Here is a 20,695-nt window from a genome sequence, read left to right as displayed (position 1 = left end):
GCGCTGCATCCTCAGTTGAAGGAGCGCCAAACATGCATATCTCTCAAAAAATCGGGATCGGTTTCGTCACGCTACTGTGTGCGCTGTCTATGATCGGCTCGCAGGCATCGGCACAGCAGCCAACGACACAGCAGCCCACGGCACAGCAGGCCCCAGCACAGCAGACCTCGGCACAAGTGAAGAAGCCCAACATCCTGTTCATCATGGGCGATGACATCGGCTGGATGCAGCCGAGCATCTACCATCGCGGCGTGATGGTTGGAGAAACGCCGAACATCGACCGCATCGGCAAGGAAGGTGCGATGTTCACCGACTATGTGGCCATGCAGAGCTGCACCTCCGGTCGCAACGCCTTCTTCACCGGCATGTATCCGCTGCGCACAGGCATGATCCCTCCACAACTGCCCGGCAGCCCGTCCTATCTGCAGCCCGGCACGCCGGCGTTGGCGAAGTTTCTGTTCGACCTTGGCTACACCACAGGCGAATTCGGCAAAAACCATCTGGGCGATCACACCGCAGCGCTTCCAACGGCACACGGCTTCCAGGAGTACTGGGGCTATCTCTATCACCTCGATGCCATGCAGCAGGTGAGCTTCCCGGACATCAACAAGAATCCAGACACCCAGACCGTCGCGCCGCCTTGCCGCAACACGCCGATCCCCGGCATCGCGGAGGTGCCGGGCGCGGTGGACCCCAAGACCACGACCTGCCTGACGCCGCCGCGGAATGTGCTGTTGTGCAAATCTTCCGACGGCACCGAGCGCAACCAGATGTGTTCCGACGAAGGACCGCTGACGCTTGAGCGTTCCAAGACGGTGGACGAGGAAATCTCGGACAAGGTGGTCGACTTCCTCGACCGCAACGACCCGAAGAAGACCAACAAGCCCTTCTTTGTTTGGTACAACCCGGCCCGCATGCATGTCGTGACCGTGCTGTCGCCGAAATACGAAGCCATGGTGGGCGAGCGCGGCGGCAAGGACTGGGGCGTGAATGAAGCCGGCATGAAGCAGCTCGACGACAATGTCGGCGTCGTGCTCAGGAAGCTGGAAGACATGGGCCAGCTCGACAACACCATCGTGGTCTTCACTACCGATAATGGCGCTGAGGCCATCAGCTTCCCGGATGGCGGCGTTACCCCCTTCAAGGGCCAGAAAGGCGAGGCTTGGGAGGGCGGCTATCGCGCGCCGATGGTGATCCGCTGGCCCGGCGTTATCAAGCCGGGCACGGTCAACAACCAATTGTTTGCGGCTCTCGACTGGGTGCCGACGTTGGTCGACATTGCCGGCGGACCCAAGGGGGATGGGCTGAAGCAGCAAATCGAAGCAGGGCAGTATCCCGGCATCGTCAAGACGACACTCGACGGCTTCGACCAGACCAACATGCTCGAAGGCAAATCCGCGAAATCGGCACGTGACTTCTTCTTCTACTATTCAGGCGCGACGCCGTCCGCGGTGCGCTACAAGAATTGGAAGATGTACTACACCATGTCGCAACCGGGGCCGTCCGGCTGGATTCTGCCGCTCATCCCGTTCCACTTCACCCTGGTACAAAACATCAAGCGCGACCCGTTCGAGCAGGCGGTCGGCATCCAACAGAAGTCAGCCATGAGCCTTGGCGGCGCATTGGGCGCTCCGGCGACCGCGTTCCAGTACGATTGGAACATGCTGCCCATCGGCCAACAGCTGTGGCTGCACCACCTCGAGTCCTACGACAAGTATCCACCGCTGCAGGCGCCCGAGTCCTACAACCTCAGTGGAATCCTGGATCAGGTTAAGAAAGCTCACGCCAACCATCCGAGCGACTAGCTGACTGAGACGAGCGCTATGTGACGAAGCGCCCGCAGCGCTGCTAGCGGACAAGGCGTGCATGCTTCTTACGCAATGAAGCGTGCGGCAATAACCGCAGCTTCTCGGCGGCAAACGTCACGAATGACCGCACACGAGCGTTGCTTGAAGACGTCGGGCTATAAACGAGTTGCACTGGGATTTCGGTGTCCTCGAAGCGGTCCAGGATTGGCAGCAACCGCCCCTCGCGCAACGCGTCCTCTGCTTGATAGGAGAGAACGCGCGTGATGCCGATACCCGCAGTCGCTGCCGCAACGGCGGCGTCGGCCGTATTGACGGACAAACGGGAGCGCACACGTACCGCCTTGCGGCCATTGCGGCGGCTTCTGAAAATCCAGCGCGTTCCACCAGGAAGATTGGCAAACGTTACGCAATCGTGCTGGGTGAGGGCCGCGGGTGCCGAGGGCGTGCCGCAACGCTCCAAATAGGCTGGCGCCGCACAGGTCACGAGGCGCAACGAACCCACGCGCGTCGCAAGAAGCGCAGAGTCCGGCAATTCGCCGATGCGCAGCGCAATATCGATTCCCTCCTCGAGAAGGTCGACCACGCGATCGACCAGCAACAGACGTGCATTGATGCGCGGATAATCAGCCAAGAACCGCGCGAGCAGCGGCACCATAAACATGCGTCCGAAGAGTACGGGCGCCGTCAAGGCGAGGTCACCCGATAGCTCGTCCGCCTGGCCGGCAATGCGTCTCTCCGCCATTGCGACCGTGTCGAGAACACTGCGGCACGTATCCAGGTATTCGCTGCCGGCTGGCGTGAGCACCATCTGCCGCGTCGACCGGTGAAGCAAAGTGCAGCCGAGGTGTGCTTCGAGCTGAGAGATCATTCGGCTGAGGTTTGTGAGCGGTTCGCCGAGCGCTCGGGCCGCAGCCGACAGGCTGCCGGCTTCCGTCACCGCTACGAACGCAGCCATCGCACGCAGACGATCCATGACCAGTCTTCCGAAAAATGGAAATATCCTTACTGAACTTACCCACTAGCAGAAATAGCGCGAATGCGGGAGTCTGCGAGCGGCGGGTCAATGATTTCCGGCGGGAGGATTTTGCGCCATGACGACGAAACTTTACGACCTTGAGCTTTCGGGAAACTGCTACAAGGTGCGCCTTCTCGCCAGCCTGCTCGGCGTACCGTTGCAGATTGTGCCGGTCGATTTCCTTGGCGGTGAGCACAAGAAACCACCATTGCTCTCGCTCAATCCGTTCGGCGAGATCCCCATCTTCCAGGATGGAGACGTGGTGCTGCGCGATAGCCAAGCCATTCTCGTCTATATCGCACGCAAGTGGGGCGGAGAGAGCTGGCTGCCGATCGAGCCTGCCGGACTTGCGCGTGTTTTCGAGTGGCTGATGACCGCCGGGAACGAAATCGCGCGTGGGCCGAACGATGCGCGACTGCACGATAAGTTCGGCTACGATCTGGACGTCGGCCTCGCTCGCAAGAAGGCGCATCGAGTCTACGCCCTGTTGGAAGCGCACTTGTCGAATGAGCAGTGGTTGGCCCTGGGCCGCCCGACCATCGCCGATATCGCCTGCATGCCTTACGTCGCCTTGGGCCACGAGGGAGGCTTGTCGCTCGGCGACTTCCCCGCGATCCGCGCCTGGGTCGACCGCATAAAGGCACTGCCGGGTTTCATAGGAATGCCTGCCATCTGATTTCTGCGTGCATTTGAATGGGTGTGAGGATGAACAGCCGCGCGTCCGACGTTGCGTTTTCTGAGGCCGTGAAAGCCGAACAGCGACGGCTGGGCTCGCGCGGCCAATTCGAGGCGATGGAGCGAGGTCGCGGCTGGCCGAGCACGGTGACGCCCGATCTCGCCGCGATTCTGGCGGCAACGCGCTCCTTCTACCTTGGAACGGCAAACGCGGCTGGCCAGCCCTACATCCAGCATCGCGGCGGACAGCCAGGATTTTTGAAAGTCATCGATGACCGCACGCTGGGGTTCGCCGACCTCTCCGGCAACCGCCAATATATTACCGCCGGGAACCTTGCAGAGAATCCGCGCGCCTTCATCTTCGTGATGGACTACGCACGCCGCCGGAGGGTGAAGATCTGGGGCAGCGTGCGGATAATCGAAAATGATGATGACCTTCTGGCCCAGATGCGTCCGGCTCAGGGGAATGCGATTGCCGAAAGGGTCATTCTGTTCACGATCGAAGCGTGGGACCGCAACTGCCCGCAACACATCCCGCGACTGATCCCGGTAGAGGATGTGGAGACCCTCGTGCAGCAGCTCCGGCAGCGCATCGGAGAGCTCGAGAGCGAACTCGCGCGTACCAGTGGCAAGCGGGGCGAATGAACCTTCGAAGTTCCCTGTCGCGGGCCGGTTGAGAATGTTGCCCGTAGCCGTCGATGAAATTGGCAATGGGCGTCAATTGAGTTGACGTCTGTCGTCAATGTCGCCGAACCAATAGTGGCCTGAATAAAACAGACCCGCGTCAAATGAGGCGCGAGCCTGCTTTCTGCTATTGCTCTTTTGCGATCGACTTGACTTCGCCACCATCAGAAACCAATTTGCCGCCAATGAACGGTTCGACACAGGACATCCATCGGCTCACACGCGGCGTGCGTCATGCCCGTGCGCGTGTCGGCATGCGGTCCCGTGCGGGTCAGTTCGTGAAAGCGCTTTTGGCCGCGTTGATCTTGTTTGCTGGCGTTCCGATTTCGGCGTCGCACGCGACACCTCATTTCGATGGTCAGAAATCCCACATCGCGATGAGCGCGGCCAATTCCGTTGATGTCGAGGCGCAGAACAGCTCCGATGGTGACACCTCACCGATTGGTGGGCTAGAGGATCACCCTTGTAGTTGCCCGTGTCTCCTCCAAGCATTGCCGACGCGGTCTTGCTACAAGTCCGCTTATTTTGCCGGCACGCGCGTCCGCTATGCGGCTTACTTTGATGCGCTCGGGGCGTCCTGCGAGCCGGACCCTCTTCAAAAGCCACCCCGATTTGGCGTCAGCGCGTAAGCGCTTTGGCCTGCGCGATCGCGCGGGCAGATCCTCCATCCTCTGAAAAAATTGAAGCTTGGGCGTGCGCTCTGAAATCAGCGCGGCGTTCGGCATGGATTGTCTCGTTATGAAGCGACTTGGTCTCGTCGCCGGCGGTATTCTCGTCGGCACGGTCGTCGGTGTGTACTTTTTTCAAAAGGGCAGCTTTCAGCTCGATTTGAAGAATGTCATCGGACCGGAATCACAAGCTCGATCCGTGCATGCGGAAGAGGATCACCACGGGCACGGGCATGACCACGACCACGCGTCGGCGGTCGAGAGTGGTGGTGAGCCAGAGAGCGGTCATGACAGCGGTCATGAGAGTGGGCACGAGAGCGGCCATGAGGAAGGAAGTGAAAGGCTCGCAATCGCCGCCGAGCAAATCGCTCAATCCAAGATTTCCGTTCAACCGGCCGAATCCGGCGTCCTTCGCGCGCATCTGCGCGTTCCGGGAACCATCATTCCCGATCGCAATCGTGTGGGCCGCGTGCCTTCCAAGGTTGTCGGCACGGTTGCCGAACTCAGAAAGGGCCTCGGCGATTTGGTGCAAGCAGGCGAGGTCATTGCGATCCTCGACAGCCGCGAGGTCGCCGATGCCAAAAGCGAATACATCGCGGCCATCGTAAATTTCAGACTGCAGGAGACGCTCTACCAACGCGAAAAGACGCTTTGGGAGAAGCAGGTTTCGTCTGAGCAGCGCGTTCTTCGCGCGGATGCGACCTTTCGGGAAACACAGGTCCGCCGCGACGTCGCAAAGCAAAAGCTTTCCGCGCTGGGCGTCGGTGAGGAGGCAATCGCGAAGCTGGCCGACGCGGCCCAGGAGACAACGGGTCTCGAGCGCTATGAGATCAAGGCCCCCATTAGCGGCCGCATCGTCGAGCAGCTCGTCGATATCGGCACGCCGATGGGTGGGGAAGGCCAGGTGCACGAACTCTATGCCCTCGCGGACCTTTCGAAGGTCTGGGTGGAATTGACGGTATCGCCTCAGGATCTGCCTTTGATCAGAGAGGGACAGCAGCTCACCATCGAGGGAACGGATAAGTCTGAGGGCACCATCATCTTCACAAGTCCCGTGCTCAATCAGGATACGCGTTCGGCTCGCGTCATCGCGTCGGTCGACAATGGCGACGGCGCTTGGCGTCCCGGCTCGTTCGTGACCGCCGATATCGCCCTCTCCGAAAAGAGAGCCGAGCTGGTGATCCCAAAAGTGGCGCTTCAGACGATCGAAGGCAAAACGCGCGTGTTCGTTCGGACACCGGAAGGGTTCGAAGCCCGCGAAATTACGGTCGGCGAGGACGACGGAAAGGCGGTCGAGGTCCTGTCCGGGTTGAAAGCCGGCGAGCCGATCGCAGTGGCGAACACCTTCTTGCTCAAGGCCGAGCTTGGGAAGTCCGAAGCAGCGCACGACCATTGAATAGGATCATGAAATGATCGCTCGACTGCTCTCTTTTTCGGTTCATCAGCGTTGGCTGGTCGTGATGCTGACGCTCGCGGCCGCGGCTTACGGCGTCTATTCGCTTGATAAGCTGCCTATCGACGCCGTTCCCGACATCACGAACAACCAGGTGCAAATCAATACGATCGCGCCGTCGCTCTCACCGGTCGATATCGAGAAGCAGATAACCTTCTCGATCGAGACCGCGCTCGCGGGCATTTCCGGACTTGAATACACGCGGTCGCTGTCGCGGAACGGGTTCTCTCAGGTCACGGCCATCTTTTCGGAGAGAACGGATATCTATTTCGCGCGCCAGCAGGTCAGCGAACGCCTGCGGGAAGCCGAAAAGAATTTTCCTGACGGCATAACACCCAAGCTTGGACCCATCTCGACGGGGCTCGGCGAGATCTACATGTGGACCGTGCAATACGCCCCGGCAGGTTCCGTGCACGTCGATGACGGAAGGCCGGGTCCGCAAAGCGACGGCAGCTATATCACGCCCGAGGGCCAGCGGCTGACGACTGACGTTGAGCGTGCCGCTTATCTGAGGACAGTGCAGGATTGGATCATTCGCCCGCAGATGATCACGGTGCCGGGTATTGCAGGTATCGATGTCATTGGGGGCTATGAGAAGCAGTACGTCGTGCAGCCCGATCCCGCACGCCTTACGGCCCTGAAACTGTCGTTCGCCGATATCGCGCAGGCGCTCGAACAAAACAATGTCAATCGGGGCGCCGGCTACGTCGAGAGAAACGGTGAAGGCTTCGCAGTTCTCAGCACGGGACGCCTGACCACGCCCGAGCAGATTGCCAACGTGGTCGTCGCGACCCGTGGTGGCGTCGCAATTCGCATCAAGGATGTGGCGGCGACCGGCATCGGTCGCGAGATCCGGACCGGCAGCGCCAGCGAAAATGGCCAGGAAGTGGTCGTGGGAACCGCGCTCATGCTGATCGGCGGTAACAGCCGCACGGTCGCGGCCGCCGTAGACGCCAAGATGCAAGACGTTCGTCAAAGCCTTCCGCCTGGCGTCGAGGCGCAAACCGTTCTCAATCGCACGCTGTTGGTCGACGCCACGGTCGCGACGGTCAGTAAGAATCTCGCTGAAGGCGCGCTCCTCGTCATCGTTGTCCTTTTCTTGATGCTCGGGAATTTCCGCGCCGCCCTGATCACCGCCTTGGTCATCCCGCTCGCGATGCTGCTGACAATAACGGGGATGGTGCAAACCAAGATCAGCGCCAATCTGATGAGCCTCGGAGCGCTCGATTTCGGTCTGATCGTCGATGGGGCGGTCATTATCGTCGAGAATACGCTGCGCAGAATAGCTGAGCATCAGCGCGACCTCGGCCGCAAACTCGCGCTCGAAGAGCGCCTGCAAGCGGTCATTCGCTCCGCCGAGGAAATGATCAAGCCATCCGTTTACGGGCAGGCGATCATAATCCTCGTCTATGTGCCGTTGCTCACGTTCACGGGCATCGAAGGCAAGATGTTCGAGCCTATGGCTCTGACGCTCATCATCGCGCTCGTCGCAGCGTTTGCACTTTCGATGACCTTCGTCCCGGCGGCAATCGCCATCGCGCTATCGAAACGCGTCGAGGAAAAGGAAAACATTTTCGTTCGCATCCTCAAACGCATTTACGAGCCATTGCTGCGCAGAGCTATGGCGAAGCCTCTCTTCTTTGTCGTGGGTGCGTTGGGACTGCTGGTGTTTGCCGGTTCTCTGTTTGCGAAGCTCGGACAGGAATTCATCCCGACTCTCGACGAAAAAAACTTGGCGATGCACGCGATCCGTATCCCGAGTACATCGCTTTCGCAGTCTCAACAGATGCAACTCGAGCTGGAGAAAGTTGTCAGCAAGTTCCCCGAGGTCGCATTCGTTTACTCGAAGACGGGCACGGCGGAAGTCGCATCCGATCCTATGCCGCCGAACGTTTCCGACACCTTCATCATCCTGAGACCGGCGAAGGAGTGGCCGGATCCGGCGCTCGGTAAAGATGCGCTCGTGGCAAAGATCCTTGCGGGGATCGAAAAGCAGCCCGGGAACAACCTCGTATTCTCGCAACCCATCCAGATGCGGTTTAACGAGCTCTTGGCCGGCGCGCGAGGCGACCTGGCCGTAAAGGTCTTCGGCGAAGAGTTCGAGCCAATGCTCCGAACCGCCAATCAGGTTGCGTCCATCCTGCGAAACACCGACGGCGCGACGGATATCAGCGTCGAGCAGGTGTCGGGCCTTCCGTTCCTCGCAATCGCGATCAATCAGGATGAAATTGCGCGGCTCGGCCTGAGTGTTCTGGCCGTGCAAGACGTGATTGGCGCCGCAATTGGCGGTCGTGAAGCCGGTGTCGTCTTCGAAGGTGACCGCCGGTATCCGATAATCGTCCGCTTACCTGATGGAATGCGCGAGGATCTCGAGAAGCTGAAGCATTTGCCGGTGTCGCTGCCGCCCGACGGCTCTGGCAAGACATCCTCCGTCCTTCTCGAACAGGTGGCGAGTTTCGCCTTCACGGAAGGTCCCAATCAGATCAGTCGCGAGAACGGCAAACGGCGCGTCGTCGTGACGGCCAACATTCGCGGCCGCGACATCGCTTCAGTCGTAGCGGACGCACAAGGGAAGGTTGCGAGCGAAATCAAACTTCCGCCGGGGTACTATATTTCCTGGGGAGGTCAGTTCGAGAACCTTGCCGCCGCACAGAAGCGAATGATGCTCGTTGTCCCGGCGTGCTTCTTCTTGATCTTCTTGCTCTTGTATTCGGCGCTCGGCTCTCCCCGAGATGCGCTGTTGGTGTTTTCCGCCGTTCCACTTGCGCTAACGGGCGGCATCATAGCCCTGTGGTTGCGCGACATGCCGTTCTCGGTGTCGGCGGCTGTTGGCTTTATCGCGCTTTCCGGTGTCGCGGTCCTCAACGGGCTCGTGATGATGACGAGCATCAATCAGCTCGTCGAGCGGGGGGTCGAACGCCAGAAGGCGATTTTCGAAGGCGCGGTGACCCGACTCCGGCCCGTCGTCATGACCGCGCTCGTTGCTTCCCTCGGCTTTGTCCCCATGGCGCTATCCACGGGCACCGGTGCCGAAGTTCAAAAGCCACTCGCAACCGTCGTCATCGGCGGGCTGGCGAGCGCAACCATCCTTACGTTGCTGGTTCTACCGGCGCTTTGCGCCAGATTTGGAAGTGCATCGGCTCGGAAGGATGAACGCGACGCCTCGGCGTCAGCGTTGGCGGCTTCTTCGGGGGCGGCCTCCACATGAGATGCAAGTGGCATAATTCATTGCGGGCGAGATCTGGGCGAGCGCTGACCCGATGCATCTCGGCGATCGTGCTGGCTTTGATTTTGCCTGCGGCGGTCATCGCAGGGCCGCTTCGTTTTTGCGTGGGAGAAAACGGCCATAGAGCCATCGAAATCGCGCACGCCAACGACTTCACCCATGCCAAGCCGGCCCAAGCCACGCCAGCAGTGAAACGCAGCGCCGCGCTCGAAGACGTGCGATCCACCCAGCATGTCACCGGTCCGCACTGTCAGGATAAGCTGCTCCTTCCGGTGGTCGCCAAATCTAAAGCGCGTTGCGTCCGCCGGCCGAGCGTAGAGCCGGTTGTTGTACGAGATTTTCGCGCCCGTTTCAGCTCCAGTACGCAGCGGCAAGCCCACCTCGCATCCCGGCTCGCGGCTGTCCATCTGAGGAAGCACGATCCGCGCCTGGATACCCTCAGAACCGTTGTGTTGCTGAACTAGACGTCAGCATGAGTGGCAACGGGCTCGTACGCGCACGATGCAAGCGTTTCGCGATCTTCGCCTGAAACCCGCCGCTCACTGAACTTCGCTCGGCGATCGCATTGTGCGCCTTACGCGCCCGCCGCCGATTGAGTGAACCATCTCAAAACGAGGACATCGCAAGATGTGTGCAACGAAACGATTTTCCTCTGCCGGTCTCCTGATGGGAGCTGCCGCGGCCGTCTCGATCTTAGGGAGCGGAGCCTTTTCCTTTGCCGCAGAGAGTGCGGTGATGGGCGATAGAACAAGTTCCTATGGCGGGCTTGTTGTCGCCGACGCGCATCCCTATCGGCATTGTCACAATCTTCTCAAGAGAACGTACTGTCACAAGGCGGATCGCCTTCCACAGAACTGGCCGCCGAACACTGACACGCCCCATCGTTCCGGAAGCGATGCCGATACTCGGAAAGACTGTACGACCGGCTCAAGAGGCTGCGGATCCAACTCTCAATACGACAAAGGATAAGGGGAGCCCCGCTGAGGTGCCTGCAGCGCCTCAGCGTTGCGTAGTGAAATCCACCCTACCGCAAGCCCGGACTGATCATGAGCAAAGCACAAATTTCAGCGGCTCGATTCAACGCGCGACGATCCGCATTCGAACCTAAGGAACGAACATTGTTCGAGGAAAACATCGATGAAAGGTGGAATTCGCGCCTCGATGACGCGAGGAAGCTGGTCGCGGCGCAAATTGTAGAGTCGGTCAAGACCAAGTGGGGAACGGCCGTTGCGCTCGAGGCAGCAACGGGGATTTGCCAGACGGAAATTTCTCGCATTCGTCACGGAAAATTCGACCGGTTCTCGCTTGAGCGATTGGTTCGTCTGCTTTGGATCGTCGATCCCGATGTGGAAGTGGAACTGGAACTGAAGGTCGTGCCCAAAGCGGATGGTTGACACCGCGGACTGGCGCGTCAGCCTCTGCGCACAATTCCCCGCCCGGCGGCGCAGTGTACGCTCTCGCTTCTTCCTCGTAGGTGATACAGGTCAATCGGCGAAGAACTGCAGAAAGGCCGCGAGCGTCGCCTGAGGTGCTTCCTCGGGAACGAAGTGTCCGCAATCGAGCGCTTCGCCCTGGAGGAGGCCGCGCGTTTTCTCCCGCCAGCATGCGAGTACGTCGAATTGGCGTCCCACCGTTCCGCGGCTTCCCCACAACACGAGCATCGGCGCCATGATCCGATGCGACGCGAGGTCGTCTGAGCGGTCGTGCTCGAGATCGATGGTCGCCGCCGCGCGATAGTCCTCGCACGCCGCATGAACAGCGCCCGGCGCGGTGAACGCCGCTACGTAGGCAGCCATGGCCTCATCGGTAATCGCCCCGTCGGTCTTGCACCAGCTGCTCAAGGTTCGGCGCAGGTAGAATTCGGCTTCCGCGCCGATGAGGCGTTCGGGCAGATCAAAGGGCTGAATGAGAAAAAACCAATGGTAGTAGGCTTCGGCGAAGTCGCGGTTCGAGTTCGCGTACATTGTTGCCGTTGGCGCGATGTCGAGGACGGCAAGCCGAAGGACGCGCTCGGGATGATCGAGCGCGAGGCGGTGTGCGACGCGGCCGCCGCGGTCGTGTCCGGCGAGGTAAAAGCGCTCGAAGCCGAGTGCCGACATCGCGCGTACCTGGTCTACGGCCATCGCGCGTTTCGAATAATTGAGATGGTTTGGTCCCTCCACTGGCCTGCTCGAGGCGCCATAGCCTCTGAGATCAGTGGCAACGACGGTGAAGCGGTCCGCCAGAGGTTCAGCGATCTTGTGCCAGCAAACGTGCGTCTGCGGATAACCGTGCAGCAATAGAAGAGGCGGTCCCGAGCCCTTGGAGCGCGCGAATATTTTTACGTCGTCGCCGACGTCGATCAGTTCTGATTTGAACCCGTCAAACATTGCCGCTCGATAATATTCCGGATGGCACGACAACATTAGTCCACGGGCCGCGCATGACCAGCCCTATTTGCCGTAAGCTCGTCTATCGCGACGTGCGAAGGCGGGCGCTGATCTACCGCCGCAAATCCGCGAACAGTCGTGCAAAGTCGCACCAAATCTCCGGATCGCTCGATTTTGTTCGCTTCGCCATTCCGGAGTTATAGCGCGAGATTGAGTGTCCGCCACAACTCGTGACGGACCCCTGGCGTCATCGGTCAATATTTCTGCCGGGCTTCCTGTCCGAACGACGACAATGGCGCCGATCCTTCGGGCAACACGATCTCGCCGCGCGCACGACGCTCTTTCAAATAGGTGAAGCTCTGCATTGTCTGAGCAAAGAGGTGTTCGCCTGCCTTCAGAGAAGCGCGCAGCGGTTTTTCCCCGGTCGCGTAACGCGGCAACGGAGCGACAACCGTGTCATAGTCGGCCGCGAAAAATAGCGGAAACGAATAGCGTTCTTCCGACACTTTTCGAACGCGATGCGAGGTTGCCGTGAACTCGCCATTCGTCCAGATCTCCATCATATCGCCGACATTGACGACGTAGGCGCCGGGAAGGGGAGGGGCGTCGATCCATTCGCCCGCGCCGTTCATGACTTCGAGTCCGGGGCTCGTCGATCTCAACAGCGTAAAGCACTCGTAATCGGTATGTGCCCCGATTCCAGGGCGATCTTCAGCGCTCTTGTCGAAAGGATAATGAATAAGCCGCAACTGACTTGGCGGCTTGGTGACGTATTGATCGAAGAACGTCGGCTCTTCACCGATTGCCATCGAGAAGCCCCGCAATAGGACGCGGCCCAAAGCGAAGACCGCCCTGTAGTAGTCGTCGACCGCATGGGCGAAACCCGGCAGGTCTGGCCATTGATTAGGTCCTAGAAGCGGATTGCCTGAAACGAAGTCCGGATCGTCGGCCGGCAAATCCATAGAAAGATCGTAAGCCTCCTTCTTGTCTTTCGTTCCGGAGGCGAACACCTCTTCGCCCTCCGGAACGTAGCCGCGATGACAACGCGAGTTGCCGATGTAGACTTTCATTTTCTCGTCGTACGGCAACGCAAAGAAGCGCTTGGTCGCATCGAGAACACCGTCAAAAAGCGACTCATCGATGCCGCCGCCCGTGACGTAGACAAAGCCGACTTCCCGAGCCGCCTTTCCAAGCTCTTCAGCGGCCGCCTTCTGCTCGGCAAGGGTGCCGATGCGGAGCTTGGTGATATCGACGATGGGGATACTCGAGAAGTTTTCCGGTGTGCTCATCTCTTGCCTCGCAAATCCGTTGGATAAGAAACCTGATCGTCGTCCCTAAAGCTTATTGTCGGCGGCAAGCTGCATGAACGTATCGTCAAGCCGGAGCTTCCCGTTCGATGCGTCGCCGAATTTTGTTGTTGAGCGTCGACTTCGAGTTCGACGATCTTCCAGTTTCGCACTGACGCCTTGCCGGCCCCGGTGATGTCCGCGATCGCGATGCTTTCACCGTCGATCGAAAACGATGGTGCGAGATCCGCATTGACGCGGAAAGGGAGGCTGGATCGGCCGATCAGCCACGAGCCGCCACACACGCGCCCCAATGAGATTTCGCAATCGAGCAGAGTTCGCGCTTCTTCAGGCGAGCAGCCACTCACGAGATCGACAAGCGAACCTCCGCGGGGAAGCGCTACGGCCCGGTTTCGCGCGTACATGAAAACATCGCCGACCTGGACAAGAAATCCTTCGATGCCCATCTGGTCTTGCATTCGCGCCGCGAAGTGCGGACGAGTGCTTGGCGATGTTTGATGCCAGTGCTCGATGTAGGGAATGTCTCGGCCGCGCTCGACGAGGACGCCGTCGGAGAAACTCAGGTATCCGGCATCCGCGATGTCACTCGCGCACTGATAATCCATCATGCGGTGCCATTCGAAGGCGTCGCCCGCGCTCGCAAACCGGCCCGCGAAGCCCTCCTGGCGCGCCAGCCATTTGAAATGATCGGGCTGCAAGTCGTCGAGACACGCGACGTCATCAAACGATGGCGGATTGTGCGGTTGCCTGAGATCGGCGAACAGGCTCGGCCCTTGCAGCCATGCGACGAACGTCCTCGTATCTTTTCGACCGTCCGGCCAGGCGATCAGCGAGCGCTCCCACAAGCCGAGTGTATCTTTGACTTCAACCATCTGCGCCTCACGAAAGTGAACACAGCATGACATCGGCAAGGGATCGTCAGAAGCCGCCGCATATCGATGCGAGCCATAGATGAAATCTATGGCTCGACGTGCCCCGCGCTATATCCCGGAGTCGACGGCTTCAAATTCGCGTCCGTCATGTCGAGAAGCGCGCGTGCCGGCGCACTAAGCTTGGCTTCGCGCGTGATCAGGAAAACATGATACGTCGGCAAAATAGCCGGATCGAGCATCGGCCAAAGTTCGCCAGACTCGACGGCCTCAGCCGCAACCGCCGTCGGTAGAAAGCCGATCCCAATCCCGATTTGAATAAGACGCTTCACCTCGTACAGCGTCTCCGCAGACGCGCCTGCGCGTTCGCCGAGCCCATACCGTTGGCGAAAATCTGTGAGCTCCGCTGGCTCATCCTTTCCTGTCAAAACGAAAATCTCGTCGGCCAGAATTTCCGGTTCCGATATCCCTTGACCGAATGCAGCATGTCCCCGGCCACAGTAAAGCTGCTGCCATTCACGCATCAGTGGGCGATAGCAAAGCTCCGGACTGGGGACAGCGGCGCAAGCAATCCCGATATCGGCGCTGCCGTCCTTGACCGACAGCACCACATCGCGCCACGGCGCAATATCGAGACGAATTTCAACGTCGGGATTGATCTGATGGAAGGCGACCATCGCCTGATCGAATTCGGGCGAAACGAGATCCGAAATCACGCGCACGTTTACAAGCCCTTGCAGGTTCGCCGAAGACCTCGCAACTTCGCCGGGGAGGCCCGATATCAAAACCTCGATTTCCTCGGCAGACTTGAGGAAGGAGCGCGCGGCGGGTGTCAACGCGACACCCCTTGCCGTTCTGACAAAAAGCTGGGCCCCGACGTGATCTTCGAGGCGTTTGAGGCCCGCACTTATTGTCGGCTGCTGCTTGTTGAGCGCACGTGCAGCCGTGCTAATGCCGCCGGACCGCACGATGCCGAGGAATAACTTCACAAGGTTCCAATCGAGATTGCGGGCAAAGAGCTGACCGTTCTTCGATACGCGTAGTCCGTCGGCCATGTAGGACAGCTTATCCTGTGCGTTAGCGCATCCGAGCAGCTCGGATCATGTGATTTGTCTCGCGTCTGGGGCGCAGTCTGCCGGTTTACCCCGCTCGTTCTGGACATTCATGCAGTGGACGACTCTGTGCGGCCGACTGCTCTCATCGTGGTCGAGCGCTCACCCAGAGTGATGAGAGCAGACGCTCAAGTGAACGCTCCAACTTTTGGCAATTGATGGATCGCGTCAAGCTCAATGCTTGTGCAAAGAACGCCTGAATTTCATGCAGAAAGCCGCTGTCATCCGTGCGGCCCGAAGCGAGCGCAAATCGATTTGGGAGTTAGTGCAGGGAGATCATGGACGTCTCTGTCAATCGAGATCTGCATGTGGCTCGGACGCGCATCGCGAGGCGCTGAGTTTCCTCGTTTAGTTTTGGATAACGCCCGGGATTTCCGCTCGAATGACGAATCCCGCAGGATCGGACGTCAGCCGAAACGCAAGCATGATTATCGTAATCTATCCGTGAAATATTGTGTTGACTGAGTCGCGATCGAGGATTCCCGGCGGAACCAGCCTTGGCAGTCGATCCCATTAGCCGAAGTCAGCTCGGTTTCAAACGCGGCGAGCGGGCAAATCGCCTTTAGAACCGCATTGGGATGAGGAGCGGACCCATTCGGTCGCCTCAAAAGCCAACGGCTCAGCCTCGAAGCAGATCAGCTCAACCGTCGAAGCGCCTTATCCGCATCCACCACGATTTGCGGAGGACCTTATCGGTTCCGTGTCCGGCGGTTCGCGTTATTGCTTTCTGTTGGAGCCTATGACCGTTCGCTGACTTCTACGCACCTTTCCTCGCCTTAATCGAAGAGCTTCGTGTTCGAACCATGTTGCGTGATCTCTACGGCGGTGTACTTTGATCGTTCACATCGCATAAATTGTAATCAGCATGCAGACTTCCTTGCCTAACTGTGCAATGTGGAAAGCGCTCGTCCTCTCAGTTCGATCTTTTGCAGATGCGGATTTCATAAGATGCAAACCGGCATTTCGCGCCACAATTCTCAATGCCGTCACAGCGTTGCTATGGCTTTAATGGTCGCGATCGCATTCATGACTTCGCAAGCCGATCCGGCTCGCTCCCAGACTGCGCCACCGGCATTTCCCGTCACAGTCGCAACGCCCCTTTTGAAGCACATCAAGACCTGGGACGAATATCCCGGCCGCTTCGAAGCCGTGGCCCGCGTCGAGCTGAGGCCCCGCGTCAGCGGGTATGTGGACCAGGTGAATTTCAAGGAAGGGTCGACGGTCAAGCAAGGAGACCTTCTCTTCACTCTCGATAAACGTCCCTTCGAGATCGCCGTCGAGTCGGCAAAAGCCGAGGTCGCACGCGCCAAGGCGCAAGTCGACTTCGCAAAGGCCGATGTCGATCGCGCCGCGCCGTTGGTCGAATCGAAGGCACTCAGCGAGCAGGTATTCGAGCAGCGAAGGTCGACTTTGGGTGTCGCTGAGGCACAGGTTATGTCAGCTGCGGCTCAGCTTAGGTCAGCCCAACTCAACCTCGAATGGGCCGAAGTGCGCGCACCGATTTCCGGTCGAATCTCGGATAAGAAAATCGATGTAGGCAACCTCGTTCTCGGCGGTCAGGTCAATTCGACATTGATGGCGACAATCGTCACAACCGACCCCATCCACTTCGTCTTCGATGCATCTGAAGCGGATTATATGCGCTACGCCCGGCTCAATCAGTCCGGCGTCCGCCCTTCATCGCGGGTCGCAGCCAATCCGGTCCGCGTCAAGCTCGCCGACGAAAGCGAGTGGTCGCATGAGGGCGTCATGGATTTTGTCGACAACGCCTTCAACCAGCGATCCGGCACCATCCGCGGCCGAGCGATCCTCAGCAATAAGGACGATCTACTGACACCTGGGCTGTTCGCCCGGATCGCGCTTTATGGCGGCGATGTCGACGCCTTCTTGATACCCGATACGGCCATCATCTCCGATCAAGCCCGCAAGATCGTCTACACGGTCAACGCCGACGACGTCATCGCCGCGACTCCGGTAACGCTCGGTCAGATGTACGAGGGCCTGCGCGTCATCAAGGCCGGTCTCAAGGCCGACGATCGCGTTGTCATCGAGGGCGTCGCAAATCCCGCTGTACGCCCGGGAACGAAAGTCGCGCCAACGAACGGAACGATCAAGCCCGTCGAGAAAACCGCCCAGAACTAGTTCTCAGCCCCCAGACGCCGAAAGCCCGATGCGCCTCTCACATTTCTTTATTGACCGGCCGATCTTCGCGGCCGTGGTGTCGATGATCATTACGATCCTCGGGCTCATTTCGGTGCAACTGCTGCCGATCGCAGAATATCCGGACATTGCGCCCCCGACCGTCGCCATTCACGCGACGTATCCGGGCGCGTCTGCCCAGGTGATCGCAGAAACAGTCGCCACGCCCATTGAGCAGGAGGTCAATGGCGTCGACAACATGCTCTATATAAATTCGCAATCCACCGGCGACGGGCTGTTGACGATCAACGTCGTTTTCAAGCCCGGCACGAACGTCGATGAAGCGCAGGTTCTCGTGCAGAACCGGGTCGCCGTTGCCGAACCGCGGTTGCCTGAGGATGTACGCCGGCTCGGCATCTCGGTGCGCAAAGCTTCGCCCGATCTGATGATGGTCGTGCACATGACCTCGCCCGATGGCACGCGGGATCAGCAGTACATTTCGAACTACGCGACGCTTTATGTGAAAGACGTGCTGACGCGTATCGACGGCGTGGGAGACGTCAACGTGCTTGGCGCACGCGACTACTCGATGCGGATTTGGCTCGATCCCGACAAAGTCGCGTCGCGCGGTCTGACCGCCGGCGAGGTCGTGTCGGCTCTGCAGGCCGCCAACCTTCAGGTCGCAGCAGGGTCGATAAACCAGCCGCCGGCGACCTCCGACGGCGCGTTCACGATCAACGTCAAGACCCTCGGGCGTCTCGTCTCGACGGATCAGTTCGAAGACATCGTGGTTCATGCCGAGCCCGACGGTTCGGTGGTGCGTGTCAGAGACATAGCGCGCGTGGAACTGGGTTCGCAGGATTACACGGTCAACGCCTATCTCAACAATAAGACGGCGACGGCTCTCGTTATCTTCCAGAAGCCCGGCTCCAACGCCCTTGCGACTGCCGCGGCCGTTAAAGGTGCGATGGAGCATCTGAAAAAGGATTTCCCGCCGGGCGTCGGCTATACGGTCGTCTATAATCCGACCGAGTTCATCCAGTTCTCGATCGACGCCGTGATCCACACGCTGGCGGAAGCTCTCGTGCTGGTCGTCCTCGTCGTGATTTTGTTCCTGCAGACGTGGCGCGCGGCGATCATTCCGATCCTGGCAATTCCGGTGTCGCTGATCGGCACGTTCTTCATCATGAGCTTGGTCGGAATCACGTTCAACACGCTGTCGTTGTTCGGGCTGGTTCTGGCTATCGGTATCGTCGTTGACGACGCTATCGTCGTCGTCGAGAACGTCGAGCGCTACATCGCAGCCGGCATGTCTCCCAAGGAGGCCGCCCATAAGACGATGGACGAAGTCGGCGGCGCGCTGCTCGCAATTTCCTTGGTGCTGATTGGCGTCTTTCTGCCGACGGCTTTCATCACCGGGCTACAAGGCTCGTTCTTCAAGCAATTCGCGATTACCATTGCGGCATCAACAGCCATTTCGCTTTTGGTTTCGCTGACGCTGTCGCCAGCGATGGCGGCCTTGTTGTTGAAACCGCATACGCATCGCACCCCCCAAAAGGGCTCGATCGGGAACGTGATCGGCGCTCCGGTCCGCTGGTTCTTTGCTGGCTTCAACTGGGCTTTTGGGGCGCTTTCGAACGGTTATGCTTGGCTGGCGCGCCATCTGATCCGCATCGGCGTAGTCCTGCTCATTGTTTACGCCGGATTGCTCTATGTCACATACGAGCGCCTGACCTCGACCCCGACGGGCCTGATCCCGCAGCTCGACCGTGCCTACTTCATTACAGTCTTCCAGCTTCCCCCAGGATCGACCTTGAGCCGGACCGACGCTGTGGTGCGGCGTGCTTCCGAGATGATCATGAAGCGTCCGGGTGTAACGAATGCCGTTGAATTCGTCGGATTCGACGGCGCCACGTTCACGAACGCGCCAAACACCGGCGTCGTGTTCGTAGCGCTCGCGCCTTTCGAGGAGCGGATCGCGAGCGGCCTGACGAAAGACGCCATTCTCGCCGACCTCCGCCAGCAGATGGCGTCGATCAAGGACGCCTTCATATTCGTTCTTGAACCGCCATCCGTCCCGGGCATCGGCACGGGCGGCGGTCTCAAAGGATATGTTCAGGACAAAGCGGGCCGGGGGCTGCCGGCCCTGGAAGGCGCAGCCTGGGCCATGGCTGGCACGACCGGCCAAATGCCGGGCTTCACACAGGCCTTCACGCTCTTCAATGTGCGGACGCCCGAAGTCTATGCCGACATCGACCGGACGAAGGCTGAGCAGCTCGGCGTTCCCATCAGCCGCGTGTTCGAAACGCTGTCGGTCTATATGGGGTCGGCCTTCATCAACGACTTCAACATCCTCGGCCGCACCTATCGCGTGACGGCGCAGGCCGACAATCCGTTCCGGCTATCGCTGCGCGACGTTTCCAATCTGAAGACGCGAAACAACGACGGCGACATGGTCCCTATCGGCTCAGTCGCGACCTTCCAGGACACAACCGGCGCCTATCGCGTTCCGCGCTACAATCTTTACCCATCCGCCGAAGTGCAAGTTCAGCTTGCCCGGGGTTACTCGACGGGCACCGCGATCGCCACGATGGAGCAAATAGCCGACAAGGTTTTGCCGCAGGGTTTCGGCTTCGAGTGGACGGAAATCGCTCTTCAGGAGAAGCTTGCGGGCAATACGGCGATCTTGGCGTTTGGCTTGTCGGTCGTGTTCGTATTCCTGTTGCTGTCAGCCCTCTACGAAAGCTGGCTGCTGCCGTTGGCGGTCATTCTTATTGTGCCGATGTGCATTCTCGCAGCGATGATCGGTGTCAATCTTCGCGGACTCGATCGCAACGTCCTCGTCGAAATCGGCCTCATCGTCCTCGTTGGTCTCGCCGCCAAAAATGCCATTCTGATCGTCGAGTTCGCAAAGCAGGGCGAGGATAACGGGCTATCGCGTGTGGACGCAGCCGTCGAAGCCGCTCGGACCCGGCTCCGTCCCATTCTGATGACGTCGCTCGCCTTCATCCTTGGCGTTGTGCCGCTGGTCTTCGCGGAAGGCGCCGGCGCCGAGATGCGGCAATCGCTCGGAACGGCGGTTTTCTCAGGGATGCTCGGTGTCACGTTCTTCGGCCTGATCTTCACGCCCGTCTTCTACGTGCTGGTCCGAACGCTCGCACCCGGAGCCAATACGCAAGAAAAGGGGGCTCATGCGCCAAAACCAACAGGAGCTCCGTCAGCTTAAACTTATACGACATCGAACGATATGCGGGCGGTGCCTGCATTACAGATCAAAAAGCGGAATCGCGTCGGAGCTGATCCTTCCCCTCCGTGAAAGCACGCAAGGCATTGGTGGATGAATACGGGCTCGAACTGTGGACACGCTGAT

14 protein-coding genes are annotated in these 20,695 nt (G+C 59.5%); 9 read left to right on the top strand and 5 right to left on the bottom strand.

Going from position 1 to position 20,695, the window contains the following annotated elements; all coding sequences use genetic code 11:
- The first annotated feature begins 32 nt into the window (after positions 1 to 32).
- The gene (locus BM399_RS09250) at positions 33 to 1,805 is read left to right on the top strand and encodes an arylsulfatase (protein WP_280140545.1); all 1,773 of its coding nucleotides are present in this window, start codon (positions 33 to 35) and stop codon (positions 1,803 to 1,805) included.
- A gap of 43 nt (positions 1,806 to 1,848) precedes the next feature.
- Here the strand turns inward: BM399_RS09250 and BM399_RS09245 are convergent, their stop codons facing one another.
- Positions 1,849 to 2,781 carry a LysR family transcriptional regulator gene (locus BM399_RS09245; protein WP_092867329.1) on the bottom strand — a complete coding sequence of 311 codons (933 nt, stop codon included), beginning with the start codon at positions 2,779 to 2,781 and terminating at the stop codon, positions 1,849 to 1,851.
- 118 nt (positions 2,782 to 2,899) lie between these two features.
- On the opposite strand from BM399_RS09245, the gene BM399_RS09240 reads away from it, so the two are divergent.
- The 6 genes from BM399_RS09240 (at position 2,900) to BM399_RS09210 (ending at position 10,923) form a co-directional block, all read left to right on the top strand.
- Positions 2,900 to 3,499, top strand: coding sequence for a glutathione S-transferase family protein (locus tag BM399_RS09240; RefSeq protein ID WP_092867327.1), 600 nt, complete (start codon positions 2,900 to 2,902; stop codon positions 3,497 to 3,499).
- Between the two features lie 29 nt (positions 3,500 to 3,528).
- Positions 3,529 to 4,143: a pyridoxamine 5'-phosphate oxidase family protein gene (locus BM399_RS09235; protein ID WP_092867325.1), complete on the top strand. Its 615-nt coding sequence runs from the start codon at positions 3,529 to 3,531 to the stop codon at positions 4,141 to 4,143.
- A gap of 732 nt (positions 4,144 to 4,875) precedes the next feature.
- Positions 4,876 to 6,246, top strand: a complete 1,371-nt coding sequence (locus BM399_RS09225; RefSeq protein WP_244531171.1) for an efflux RND transporter periplasmic adaptor subunit — start codon at positions 4,876 to 4,878, stop codon at positions 6,244 to 6,246.
- Between the two features lie 13 nt (positions 6,247 to 6,259).
- Positions 6,260 to 9,511: an efflux RND transporter permease subunit gene (locus tag BM399_RS09220; RefSeq protein ID WP_092867321.1), complete on the top strand. Its 3,252-nt coding sequence runs from the start codon at positions 6,260 to 6,262 to the stop codon at positions 9,509 to 9,511.
- Positions 9,512 to 9,579: 68 nt separating this feature from the next.
- Positions 9,580 to 9,993, top strand: a complete 414-nt coding sequence (locus tag BM399_RS21145) for a hypothetical protein (RefSeq protein WP_177228104.1) — start codon at positions 9,580 to 9,582, stop codon at positions 9,991 to 9,993.
- Between the two features lie 582 nt (positions 9,994 to 10,575).
- The gene (locus BM399_RS09210; protein WP_092867317.1) at positions 10,576 to 10,923 is read left to right on the top strand and encodes an XRE family transcriptional regulator; all 348 of its coding nucleotides are present in this window, start codon (positions 10,576 to 10,578) and stop codon (positions 10,921 to 10,923) included.
- Positions 10,924 to 11,013: 90 nt separating this feature from the next.
- Here BM399_RS09210 and BM399_RS09205 read toward each other — a convergent pair whose 3' ends face one another.
- The 4 genes from BM399_RS09205 to BM399_RS09185 form a co-directional block, all read right to left on the bottom strand.
- A complete protein-coding gene (locus tag BM399_RS09205; RefSeq protein ID WP_092867315.1) occupies positions 11,014 to 11,898 on the bottom strand; it encodes an alpha/beta fold hydrolase in 885 nt (294 codons plus the stop codon).
- Positions 11,899 to 12,152: 254 nt separating this feature from the next.
- A complete protein-coding gene (locus BM399_RS09195; protein ID WP_092867311.1) occupies positions 12,153 to 13,187 on the bottom strand; it encodes an isopenicillin N synthase family dioxygenase in 1,035 nt (344 codons plus the stop codon).
- On the bottom strand, positions 13,184 to 14,077 hold the full coding sequence (locus BM399_RS09190) for a hypothetical protein (RefSeq protein WP_177228103.1): 894 nt from the start codon (positions 14,075 to 14,077) through the stop codon (positions 13,184 to 13,186). Before BM399_RS09190 ends, BM399_RS09195 begins: the two co-directional genes overlap by 4 nt.
- Before the next feature lie 86 nt (positions 14,078 to 14,163).
- The gene (locus BM399_RS09185; RefSeq protein WP_092867309.1) at positions 14,164 to 15,129 is read right to left on the bottom strand and encodes a LysR family transcriptional regulator; all 966 of its coding nucleotides are present in this window, start codon (positions 15,127 to 15,129) and stop codon (positions 14,164 to 14,166) included.
- A gap of 1,083 nt (positions 15,130 to 16,212) precedes the next feature.
- Here BM399_RS09185 and BM399_RS09180 point away from each other — a divergent pair.
- Together BM399_RS09180 and BM399_RS09175 are read left to right on the top strand one after the other, a co-directional pair.
- Positions 16,213 to 17,328 (top strand): efflux RND transporter periplasmic adaptor subunit, encoded by a 1,116-nt coding sequence (locus tag BM399_RS09180; RefSeq protein WP_244531170.1) that lies wholly within the window; start codon positions 16,213 to 16,215, stop codon positions 17,326 to 17,328.
- Between the two features lie 28 nt (positions 17,329 to 17,356).
- Positions 17,357 to 20,551, top strand: a complete 3,195-nt coding sequence (locus tag BM399_RS09175) for an efflux RND transporter permease subunit (protein WP_092867305.1) — start codon at positions 17,357 to 17,359, stop codon at positions 20,549 to 20,551.
- The last annotated feature ends 144 nt before the right edge of the window (positions 20,552 to 20,695 follow it).

Source organism: Hyphomicrobium facile (assembly GCF_900116175.1).
Classification (GTDB): Bacteria; Pseudomonadota; Alphaproteobacteria; order Rhizobiales; family Hyphomicrobiaceae; genus Hyphomicrobium_B; species Hyphomicrobium_B facile.
This window is presented reverse-complemented; position numbering and strand designations above follow the sequence as displayed.

Excerpts from the sequence above, each read along its gene's own strand:
- BM399_RS09245 (WP_092867329.1), bottom strand. The coding sequence starts at position 2,781 with ATGGATCGTCTGCGTGCGATGGCTGCGTTCGTAGCGGTGACGGAAGCC.
- BM399_RS09205 (WP_092867315.1), bottom strand. The coding sequence starts at position 11,898 with ATGTTTGACGGGTTCAAATCAGAACTGATCGACGTCGGCGACGACGTA.
- BM399_RS09250 (WP_280140545.1), top strand. The coding sequence starts at position 33 with ATGCATATCTCTCAAAAAATCGGGATCGGTTTCGTCACGCTACTGTGT.
- BM399_RS09190 (WP_177228103.1), bottom strand. The coding sequence starts at position 14,077 with ATGGTTGAAGTCAAAGATACACTCGGCTTGTGGGAGCGCTCGCTGATC.
- BM399_RS09175 (WP_092867305.1), top strand. The coding sequence starts at position 17,357 with ATGCGCCTCTCACATTTCTTTATTGACCGGCCGATCTTCGCGGCCGTG.
- BM399_RS09195 (WP_092867311.1), bottom strand. The coding sequence starts at position 13,187 with ATGAGCACACCGGAAAACTTCTCGAGTATCCCCATCGTCGATATCACC.
- BM399_RS09180 (WP_244531170.1), top strand. The coding sequence starts at position 16,213 with ATGACTTCGCAAGCCGATCCGGCTCGCTCCCAGACTGCGCCACCGGCA.
- BM399_RS09220 (WP_092867321.1), top strand. The coding sequence starts at position 6,260 with ATGATCGCTCGACTGCTCTCTTTTTCGGTTCATCAGCGTTGGCTGGTC.
- BM399_RS09240 (WP_092867327.1), top strand. The coding sequence starts at position 2,900 with ATGACGACGAAACTTTACGACCTTGAGCTTTCGGGAAACTGCTACAAG.
- BM399_RS09210 (WP_092867317.1), top strand. The coding sequence starts at position 10,576 with ATGAGCAAAGCACAAATTTCAGCGGCTCGATTCAACGCGCGACGATCC.
- BM399_RS09185 (WP_092867309.1), bottom strand. The coding sequence starts at position 15,129 with ATGGCCGACGGACTACGCGTATCGAAGAACGGTCAGCTCTTTGCCCGC.
- BM399_RS09235 (WP_092867325.1), top strand. The coding sequence starts at position 3,529 with ATGAACAGCCGCGCGTCCGACGTTGCGTTTTCTGAGGCCGTGAAAGCC.